The organism is Burkholderia sp. BKH01 (assembly GCF_025685725.1).
In the GTDB taxonomy this organism is placed as follows: Bacteria; Pseudomonadota; Gammaproteobacteria; order Burkholderiales; family Burkholderiaceae; genus Burkholderia; species Burkholderia pyrrocinia_C.
Map to the genome: position 1 here is coordinate 105597 of NZ_JAOTQT010000023.1, position 9869 is coordinate 115465.

General features: G+C 67.5%; 7 protein-coding genes. All 7 read right to left on the reverse strand.

The features are described 5' to 3' along the window. Positions 1–128: 128 nt before the first annotated feature. Entirely contained in the window at positions 129–2102 is a 1974-nt protein-coding gene (locus OEJ37_RS26940) for an FkbM family methyltransferase (protein WP_263347245.1), read from the reverse strand. A gap of 24 nt (positions 2103–2126) precedes the next feature. After that, positions 2127–3263 (reverse strand): DUF2827 domain-containing protein, encoded by a 1137-nt coding sequence (locus tag OEJ37_RS26945; RefSeq protein ID WP_263347247.1) that lies wholly within the window; start codon positions 3261–3263, stop codon positions 2127–2129. A 31-nt stretch (positions 3264–3294) separates the two neighbouring features. Continuing rightward, a complete protein-coding gene (locus OEJ37_RS26950) occupies positions 3295–3762 on the reverse strand; it encodes a DUF4019 domain-containing protein (RefSeq protein ID WP_263347250.1) in 468 nt (155 codons plus the stop codon). A gap of 25 nt (positions 3763–3787) precedes the next feature. Continuing rightward, entirely contained in the window at positions 3788–4942 is a 1155-nt protein-coding gene (locus tag OEJ37_RS26955; protein ID WP_263347252.1) for a DUF2827 domain-containing protein, read from the reverse strand. A 14-nt stretch (positions 4943–4956) separates the two neighbouring features. Then, positions 4957–6102 carry a DUF2827 domain-containing protein gene (locus OEJ37_RS26960; protein WP_263347255.1) on the reverse strand — a complete coding sequence of 382 codons (1146 nt, stop codon included), beginning with the start codon at positions 6100–6102 and terminating at the stop codon, positions 4957–4959. A 392-nt stretch (positions 6103–6494) separates the two neighbouring features. Further along, the gene (locus OEJ37_RS26965) at positions 6495–7163 is read right to left on the reverse strand and encodes an OmpA family protein (protein WP_263347257.1); all 669 of its coding nucleotides are present in this window, start codon (positions 7161–7163) and stop codon (positions 6495–6497) included. 124 nt (positions 7164–7287) lie between these two features. Next, a partial coding sequence (locus OEJ37_RS26970) for a YadA family autotransporter adhesin (protein WP_263347259.1) occupies positions 7288–9869 on the reverse strand: 2582 nt, incomplete at its 5' end.

Genomic DNA, 9869 nt, shown 5'->3' on the forward strand with positions numbered 1-9869 from the left:
CCCTGTTTGGAAAAATCATTCGCGTGGACAGGCCCTGGCGCATCCGGTGCGCGCGCGGTCCGGCATGCGGCCGGCTTCGTCATCGTGCAGGCGCGGTGGCCCGGAGGCCCGGACGCACGGCCAATCGATCAATCCTTCCCGAAACCGCCAAGCACCAGCGCCATCGCGCGGTCGATCGCGTCGTCCCATTGGCCGACGTGCGCGGCGCGCACGATCCGGATGCCGGGGTAGAGCGCGGTGCGTGAGCCGGTTTCCCAGCGCGCATCGGCCTTCGGGCTGAGCAGCAGCACGGCTGGTACGCCGAGCGTGCCGGCGAGGTGGATGTGCGCGGTGCAGGTGGTCACGATGGCGTCCATCGCGAGCATCAACGCCGCGAGATCGCTGAAATCGCCGATCGCGTGATGCGGGAACGTGACCGGCAGGTCCGATTGCTCGGACTGCGCGGACAGGTCGCGGTTGATGCAGTACGCGGCGTGGCCCTGCATCCGTGCGAGCGGTGCGAAATCACGCAGGCTCGCCGTGCGATGGTAGCGCGCGTCGCTTTCGTCGCGGCCGCGCCAGTTGAGCCCGATGCGGCGCGTGCCGGGCGCGTGGCCGTCGCGCGACACGCGCTCGCGCCACGCGGCCGCATGCGCGGGCGGGCACGACAGGTACGCGGCCGGTGCGCCTTCCGGCGCCGGCGTGTAGCCGAACCGGGCGGCAAGCATCAGGAACGAACACCAGTAGTCGTGCGCGATCTGCGGCGTGTCGGCCCATGCGCCGTGCACGCCGATGAAATCGATGCGCGGGAACGTATGGCGCAGCAGCCCCGTCAGCGCATCGGGGACGACGACGGTCACGCCCGCGCAGCCGAGCGCGTCCAGCGCATGCAGGTAGCGCGCGTACTGGAACTGATCGCCGGCGCCGCCGTAGCTGAGCACGAGCAGCCGCTTGCCTTGCAGCGGCTGGCCCAGGTAGAGCCGCTCGGTCGGCAGCCCGAACCGCGCGGCCGTCAGCACGTTTTCGCTGGCGATGGTGGCGCGGGCGGCTTCTTCGCGCCGGCCGGCGCGCAGCAGCAGCGCCGAGCGCGCCAGTTCGATGCGCCCGCGCGCCGCGTCGGGCAGCGCGGCCGGATCGCCGAAGCGGTCGAGCGCCGCGAGCCCGGCGTCGGGCGCGCCGGCGAAGCCGTAGCACGACGCGAGCTGCAGCGCGATCGCATCGTCGTCGAGCCCGCGGCCGCGCGCGCGTTGCCAGCGGTCGATCGCATGGCCCCACTCGCAGCGCGATTCGTGGTCGAGCGCGCGGTTCCAGTTCGTTTCGGGCGCTTCGGCGTCGGCGGCGCCGGCGGTCGCATGATTCGCGTTGCTTTCAGCCGCCGATGCGGTGGCGAGCGGCTCGCCCGAGATGAACAGCCGCTGCCGGTCCCAGCGCGGGTTCGGCACGCAAAGCATGTTCAGCCCGTCGATCCGGTAGAACGTGTAGTCGAGGCCGGCGAACGTATCGATGATCGGCGCCTCGCCGACCTTCCAGTATTCGATCCAGCACCACGGCAGATGCGTCTCGATCAGCCGGCGCGCGCCGCGCAGTGCGTCGATCTCCATCCCTTCGATATCGAGCTTCAGGAAATCCAGCCGCGGCAGGCCGAGCGAATCGAGCCTGACGACCGGCGTCGGCGTGCCGCTCGCCGATTGGCCGTCGACGAGCGACACCGAACCGAAGTCGGCGTCCTGCCCGTAGTCGATGTCGGGCACTTTCATCGTGCCGTTGGCGCTGGCGAGTCCCATGTTCAGCAGATGGAGATTGTCGAGCTGGTTGAGCGCGACGGTGCCGCCGAGCGCATGGAACAGCGTGCGCTGCGGCTCGAATGCGTACACGCGGCCGCCGCGCGCGTGCAGCCGGTGCGCGATCGGCACGCACACGAGCCCCGCATTCGCGCCGCCGTCCACCGCGATCGCGCCGTCGGGCAACTGGTCGATCACTTGCAGGATCGTGTCGAGCTCGGCCTGGATATGCGGCCGGCCGGTCTTGATCAGCGCCTCTGCTTGCAGCGCGCAGTGCCGGTTGATGACGAACGGGCCGTGGATCGAATCGATCACGACGAAATTGCGGACGGTCTGATTCATGGGCGGGAACGCGTGCGAAGGAGGTCAGCCGAGCGCGCGGCCGGCGAACAGCTGCTGGATCTGCGCGGAATATGCGCGGACGTTGTGTTCGGCGAGCGTGTCGACCTGGTGCAGGCAGCGGCGGGCGGCCGCCGCATAGTCGTCGAGCCGCGCGTCGTGCGTCTGCGCGGCGGTCGCGATCGCGCGCGCCGCGTCGAAGATCTCGAAGTCCGGATAGTAGTAGCCGACGTCGCGCAGGAACGGCGAGTTGTGCACGAGCGGGTAGTTGCCGTACAGCGCGTCGTACAGCAGGTAGTTGAGGCCGTTTTCCCAGTGGTGCGACACGACGATGTCGGTGTGATGCGCGGCCCACGCGACGAACGGCGCGCGCACGTCGGCCGTCGCCTTGCCGTCGCGCACCATCTCGAGCCCGAGCGCGAGATGCTTGAAGGCGACGTTCTCCTTCTTGTCGAACGTGTTGGTCATGTACACGTGCTCGACGAGCTCCGGGTGCTCGACGTAGCACGCGTTCGCGGCGAGCATCGGCACGATCGAACTCTTCACGACGTTCAGGTTCGGTTCGAAGAACGCGATACGCTTTGCCGGGCCGTGGTTCCGGTAGCCGAAGCGGGCCTTCAGTTCGGGGTCCGCGTCGAGGCTGCGCTCGATGAAATACGGCGACCAGATGTGCGGCAGCTCGATCACCGGCGCGCGATACACGGCCTGGAAATACGCCGCGCACGTATGCATGTGCTGCGGGTTGGTCCAGATCTCGTCGAACTGCACGCGGTGCGGGTTCGGCCGCCAGTCGTTCTTCTCGAAGTTGATCGTCTCGACCGCGATCACGTAGTCGTTGCCGAAGCGGTACGACACGCACTTGCCGCGGCGCCGGCGCACGGCATCCGTGTGCGACGGGTCGACGAACGCGTTCATCTCGATCAGCAGGTCGGTCTGGTGGACGACGGCCGACAGCGGCCGCAGCGCGTCGCCGAACGCGTCCATCATCAGCGCCTGCGGATAGCCGGTGACGCCGTCGTCGTGCGCGAGCCAGACCTCGCCGATCAGCGGCGACTGCTTCAGCAGCATGTACAGGTACACGCAATGCTGGTTCGCGCCGTTGTACCAGATCGACTGCGTCGCGTCGCGCTGCACGTTCATCGTTATCGCGACATTGAGTTTCATATCGGCTCCGGTGAGGCGGGCGGTGCGCGGCTTACTGCACTGCGCCTTGCGACTGGCGCGGCACGTAGCCCGTCAGGTGCCAGCGGCCGTCGTCGTCGAGGCGAAAGCTCAGCTTCTCGTACACGGTTGCGCCGCTCGTCAGCGTGGTTGCATAGTCGACGTTCGCGTAGAGCCCATCGGGCATCGCCGATGCATCTTTGTAGCGGATGCGCGTGATCTGCGCCCAGCCGCGATGGCTGACCGCACCGACCGACTGGCGGGCCTGCTGCATGTCCGCCGCGAACTGGTCCTGCTTGATGCGCGCCTTCACGAACGCGGCGGCATCGCTCCACACCGCGCCGTACTGGCCGGCGTCGAGCTGATTGAACACCGCGTTCGAATCGCGGAGCAACGGGTCGGCCGATTCGCCGGCCGATTGCGCGTACGCGCCGATCGCGATCGAAGCGACGGCGCAGCCGATCAGCCATTTCGCGCGGTTGAGGGGCGTGCGTGCGTTCATGTCGGGGTCCGGAAAGGGCGGCGCGTCACGCGTCGTGATAGAGGGTGGCGATCGCGTCCGTATAGGCGGCGACGTTCTCGGGGTTATAGATGCTGACCGAGTCGAGCACGTGCTTCGACTGCTCGCGGTACGCGTCGAGATTCGCGTCGTGCTCGGCGAACGCGTGCAGCAGCGCGCGGCCGCCGGCCTGGCAGTCGAAGTCCGGATAGAAATACCCGGCCTTGCCGAGGAACGGCGAGTTGTGGATCAGCGGATAGTCGCCGTACAGCAGCTCGTAATACAGGTAGTTCTGCGCGTTTTCCCACGTGTGCGACACCACCGCATCGCCGTACGCGGCCATGAACTCGTACACCGCATAGCGGCTTTCGAACGACGTGATGCCGTGCTCGACGATGTCGAGACTCTTCGCGAAGTGGACGAACGTGGCGTGCTCCTTGATGTGGATCGTGTTGCACACGCGCACGAACTCCAGGAATTTCGGATCGGCGCGGTATGCCTCTTCCGTGACCAGCATCGGGATGATGCTCGTCTTCACCATGCAGATGTTCGGCTCGAACATCGTCACGCGCCAGCGCGGCTTGCCGGGCTGATAGCCGTACGACAAGCCGGCGCCGAGTGTCGCGCGCGCCTTGTCGAACAGCATCGGGTGCCAGATGTGCGGGACGATCGTGACCGGCGCGCGCAGGCCCGTCTGGTAATAGTGCAGGCACGAGCGCTCGAATTCGGGAATCGTCCACACCGCGTCGTACGGCGCGCCCGAGAACAGGAATCCCGACGGCTTGTTGAACATCGCGCGTTCGATGTCGATCACGTAGTCGTTGCCGACCCGCATCGTGACGACCTTGCCGCCGCGCTCGCGAAACGCGCGCAGGTAGTCCGCGCCGAACTGCGCGCTCATTTCGATCAGCACGTCGCAGCGTTGCAGCGCTTCGTCCATCGACAGCAGCGGCACGTCCCATTCGCCGAGCATCATCTGCGGATCGGCGACCTGTTCGCCGCCGTTCACCATCACCGCTTCCGCGACGAGCGGCGACTGGCGCAGCAGCAGGATCAGCAGCAGGCAGTTCTGGAAGATGCCGTTTTCCCACAGCGACTGGCCGGCGCCGCGCACGAACAGCGACACGCCGACGACGAGACGCTTGCCCTCGCCGGGCGCTTGACGGGCATTGGAGTCCGACATGCGTATGCTCCGGTTCAGGCGACCAGACGCGAGACGAACGCGTCGAGGTTCGCGGGGTTGTCGATCGAGACCGACTGCAGCAGCCGGCCGGCCTTCGCACGATAGTCGTCGAGGCGTTCGTCGTGATGCAGCCACGCGTCGAGCAGCGCGCGGCCGCCCGCGGCCGAGTCGAAGTCCGGGTAGTAATAGCCGGCGTCGCCGAGCAGCGTCGAGTTGTGGAGCAGCGGATAGCCGCCGTGCAGCACGTCGTAATACAGGTAGTTCTGCCCGTTTTCCCAGTGATGCGACACGACCGCATCCGCGTGGCGCGCCATGAAGCCCGGCAGGTCGATGCGCGGCTCGAAGGTCGCCTTGTGCTGGCGCACGAGATCGAGGCTGTTCGCGAAGTGCACGAAGGTCGGATGTTCCTTCATGTGCATCGCGTTGACGACGAACATATGTTGCACCGCGTCCGGCCGCGCGCGGTAGAACTCGTCGCACGCGAGCATCGGGTAGTGGCAGGACTTGACGACCGAGATGTTCGGCTCGAGCATCGCCAGGCGCCACGGGCGGCGGCCGGGCCGATAGCCGAACGTTTCACCTTCGGCGGCGAGCGCGGCGATGCGGCGATCGAGGAAGTACGGCGACCAGATATGCGGCATCAGGTGCACCGGCGCGCGCAGGATGGTCTGCAGCATCGGCGCCGCGGTCTTGTCGTATTGCGGCAGCAGCCACACTTCGTCGAACGGCGCGCCGTTGAAGATGTGCCCCGACGGTTTTTCGAAGATCGGGGTTTCGCACAGGCCGGCATACACGTGCCCGCAGAAGAACGCGGCGATCTTCTTGCCGAGCGCCTTCATGTGCCTGAGCCATTCGACCGGCAACTGCGCGCCCATTTCGATCACGACGTCGAGTTCGTGCGTGACGTCGGCGGGCTTCACGAGCGGGATGTCGAGGCCGTCGAGTTCGAGGCCGGCCGGCAGTGCGTTGGCGTCGCCGCCGTTCAGGAAATAGACGGCGCCGACGCGATCCGAGCGCTTGAGCATCATCGCGAGGAACGCGATGTTCTGGTGAATGCCGTTTTCCCAGATCGCCTGGCCGTCCCGCGCAAACAGCGAGATGCCGACTGCCGGCCGTTGCTTGCGGGTGCCGCCCGCGGCGGCTTCATTGATGTCCGTCACCGGTTGGTTTCCTCTGCGGCGTCGTGCGTCCGGGCATGGCGTCGAGCGTCTGGCCTGGAAGCGGCGCACCGTGGATTGTCATGGTTGCATTCGCGCCGTTGCGCCGCGGCAGGCGAATCGGGCGACGTGATTCGCGGGGGCGGCAGCCGGGTTCCGGCGTGTCGTCGGGCACGCCTGGCACGGCGCGCGATTCGGGCAGGCTGCCCCGGCGACTGTCTGCGGCGATTGTGGCACGGAAATCGCCGGTTTGTGGAGGCACGTGACGAACTTTGACATAGCCGCCGGTCAGCGGAAACGGGGCGCCGGTACAGCGGCGCCCACGTTGATCGGCGGATGTCCGGCGCGGCGCTGGCGGCCTGCCGGATCGGCCGCCGCGCGCGACGGTCGCTCGCTCAGTGCTGCAGCGTGATTTCGACGCGGCGGTTGCTGGCGCGGCCTTCGGCCGTCGCGTTGGATGCGACCGGATCGGCCTTGCCGCGGCCCGTGACCGTCAGCGTGCCGGCCTTCAGCCCGTGCGCTTTCAGGTACGCGGCGACGGACTCGGCGCGGCGCTTCGACAGCGCGAGGTTGTAGTCGTCGCTGCCCACCGTATCCGTAAAGCCGGTGACTGTCACCTGCGAGTACGTGCGGTCCGCGCGCTCGCTCAGCAGCCGGTCGAGCGATTCGCGCGCGGTCGGCGCGAGCGTCGCGTGGTCGGTTGCGAACAGCGCGTCGCCCGACAGGTTCACGTGTTCGACGGTGGCAGGCGCCGGCTCGGCGGCCGAGGCCGCTTCGGCCGGCGCGGCGCCGCACTGGAAGACCAGCGTCGCGGGATCGGATTTGTCGCGCAGCGCGCGGGCCGAGTCGACGGCACGCACCAGCTGGTCGCCGCAGATCTTGCGGGCGGCCTTCATGCAGGTCTGCGGGCCGGACAGCAGGCCGTGGCAGTCCACCTGGAACGTGCGCACGCCGTCGCGCGGCTGCAGTTCGGAGGCGCTGAAGGTCGGGCCGGATGCGGTCGAGCACGCGGCGAGGGCCATTGCGGAAAGCGCGAGCGCAAGAGCAAGAGCGAGTTTGTTCACGGTTACGTCCTCAAAGCTTGGGTTGACAGAAGCCGGCCGCGGGCTGCGCGGCCGGCTCGTCCTGCCGTCGGGGCCGCCGCGGGCCGGCCGGCTGGCGAGCCGGGCGGCCTGGCGGCGCGACGTGTTACTTCCACTGGTACAGCATGCCGGCGCCGATCACCTTCTGACCGCCGCTGAAGCCGCCGTTGATCGACGCTTTCAGGTTCTCCGTGATACGGGCCTGCATGTTGACCGCCATCGCCTTCTGGCCGAGGAAGGTCGACGTGCCGACGCCCATGCCGAAGTTGGCGTCGCGATCGAGTTGCGGGATCGACGCCATCGCGCCGACGGCCGCGATACCCTGCTTCGCCATCTGGTCGGTCTGCTGCAGTTGCGAACCCAGCGAGTTGATCTGCGTCTGCTGGCCCGACAGTGCCGTCGACAGCGTCGTCTGCACCTGCGTCAGCTGGTTCACGTTCACCGCGTCGGTGCCTTGCGTACCGGGCGCGACGTTCACGATCTGACGCTGCTGCGTGTCGCTGCCGACCGACACCACGTTCGAGCGGCCGCCGTCCGTCGAATTCGCGCCGATCGCCACCGAGTTCGAGCCGGCGGTAACGGTCGGATGATCGCTGCCGGTGCCGTTCATGTCGGCGGCGATGCCGTTGGAATTGAGCGAGCGCGTCGTGTTGTTGTTGATCGTCGTCGACAGCTGGTTCAACTGGTTGTTGATGTTCGTCACGCCGGTCGACAGCGAGGCGACCGTGCTGTTCGTCGTGCTCAGGCCGGTGGACAGCGAACCGATGCCGGTCGACGTCGACGTCGACAGCGAGTTGACGTTGCTGTTCGTCGAGCTCAGGCCCGTCGACAGCGAGTTGATCGCGGTCGAGGTCGACGTGGACAGCGATGCCACGTTGCTGTTCGTGGTGCTCAGGCCGGTGGACAGCGAGTTGATGCCGGTCGACAGCGACGAGATGTTCGACGCGGTCGACGTGGACAGGCTCGTGATTGCCTGGTTCGTCGCGTTGAGCTGGCTGCCGTTGATCGCGTCCGTGCTGCTGGCCGAGATCCGGCCGGCGGCGACGTTCGTGATCTGGCGTTCCTGGCCCGGCGCGCCGACGCTCACCACGCCTGCCGGCGAGCTGCCCGCGAAGAAGTACGTGGCGCCGCCGATCGTGGCGCTCGACGTCGGGTTCGCGGCACTCGTGACCGAGTTTGCACCGAGCGCGATCGAGTTGGCGACGTTGGCTTGCGCGTTCGTGCCGAAAGCGAGCGCGTCGGCGGCCGTGGCCTTGGCACCCGAGCCGTAGGCTTGTGCGCCGATGGCGCTGGCCGTGGACTGGTTGCCCAGCGCGATCGTGTTGTCCGCGGTGGCCTGGTTCGAGCTGCCGAGTGCGAGTGCGCTGGCGCCGTTTGCGGTGTTCGCGTTGCCGAGCGCCACTGCGCCGTTGCCGGTTGCCGTGTCGTTCGCGCCCATCGCTACCGCGCCGGTGCCCGTCGCGACGCTCGGGTCGCCGATCGCGACTGCGCCGTCGCCGCTCGCGGTGTTGCCGGAGCCGATCGACACGGCCTTGCCGCCCGTTGCCGATGCGTTCTGGCCGATCGCGACCGCGCCGGCCGACTGCGCGTTCGAGCCGTCGCCGACTGCGACGCTGCTTGTGCCTGCTGCGCTGGCGTTCACGCCGGCGGCGAGGGCGTTGGTGCCCGTTGCGCCGTCGTTGGCGTAGTTGCTTTGCTGCGTGCCGTTGTCGTTGACGCTGTAGTAGTGCGTCTTCGCGGCGTTGATCGCGGTCGAGGTCGACGTGGACAGCGACGCCACCGAGCTGTTCGTCGACGAGAGGCCGGTGGACAGCGAGCCGATGCCGGTCGACGTGGAGGTGGACAGCGACAGGATCGTGCTGTCGGTCGAGCTCAGGCCGGTGGACAGCGAGCTGATGCCGGTCGAGGTGGACGTGGACAGGGAGGTGATCGAGCTATTCGCGGACGACAGGCCCGTCGACGTCGAAGTCGACAGCGACGATACCGAGCTGTTGGTCGAGCTGAGGCCGGTGGACAGCGAGTTGATGCCAGTCGAGGTCGAGGTCGACAGCGAGGTGATCGAGCTATTCGCCGAGGACAAGCCCGTCGACGTGGAAGTCGACAGCGACGACACCGAGCTGTTGGTCGAGCTCAGGCCCGTGGACAGCGAGCTGATACCGGTCGAGGTCGAGGTCGAGAGCGACGTGATCGTGCTGTTGGCCGACGAGAGGCCCGTCGACGTGGAAGTCGACAGTGAGGTGATGGAGCTGTTGGCGGACGACAGACCAGTCGACGTGGAGGTCGACAGTGAAGCCACCGAGCTATCGGTCGAGCTGAGGCCGGTGGACAGCGAGCTGATGCCGGTCGAGGTCGACGTGGACAGCGAGGTGATGGAGCTATTCGCCGACGAGAGACCGGTCGAGGTCGACGTGGACAACGACGTGATCGAGCTGTTCGCGGACGACAGACCCGTCGACGTCGACGTGGACAGCGACGTGATGGAGCTGTTCGCCGAGGACAGTCCGGTCGACGTCGAGGTCGACAGCGAAGCCACTGAGCTGTCGGTCGAGCTCAGGCCGGTGGACAGCGAGCTGATGCCGGTCGACGTCGAGGTGGACAACGACGTGATCGAGCTGTTGGCGGACGACAGGCCGGTCGAGGTCGAGGCGGACAGCGAGGTGATGGAGCTATTCGCGGACGACAGACCCG

What these genes read in the sequence shown, in the direction of transcription:
- OEJ37_RS26940 (WP_263347245.1), bottom strand. Translation starts at nt 2,102, where the DNA reads ATGAATCAGACCGTCCGCAATTTCGTCGTGATCGATTCGATCCACGGC.
- OEJ37_RS26945 (WP_263347247.1), bottom strand. Translation starts at nt 3,263, where the DNA reads ATGAAACTCAATGTCGCGATAACGATGAACGTGCAGCGCGACGCGACG.
- OEJ37_RS26950 (WP_263347250.1), bottom strand. Translation starts at nt 3,762, where the DNA reads ATGAACGCACGCACGCCCCTCAACCGCGCGAAATGGCTGATCGGCTGC.
- OEJ37_RS26955 (WP_263347252.1), bottom strand. Translation starts at nt 4,942, where the DNA reads ATGTCGGACTCCAATGCCCGTCAAGCGCCCGGCGAGGGCAAGCGTCTC.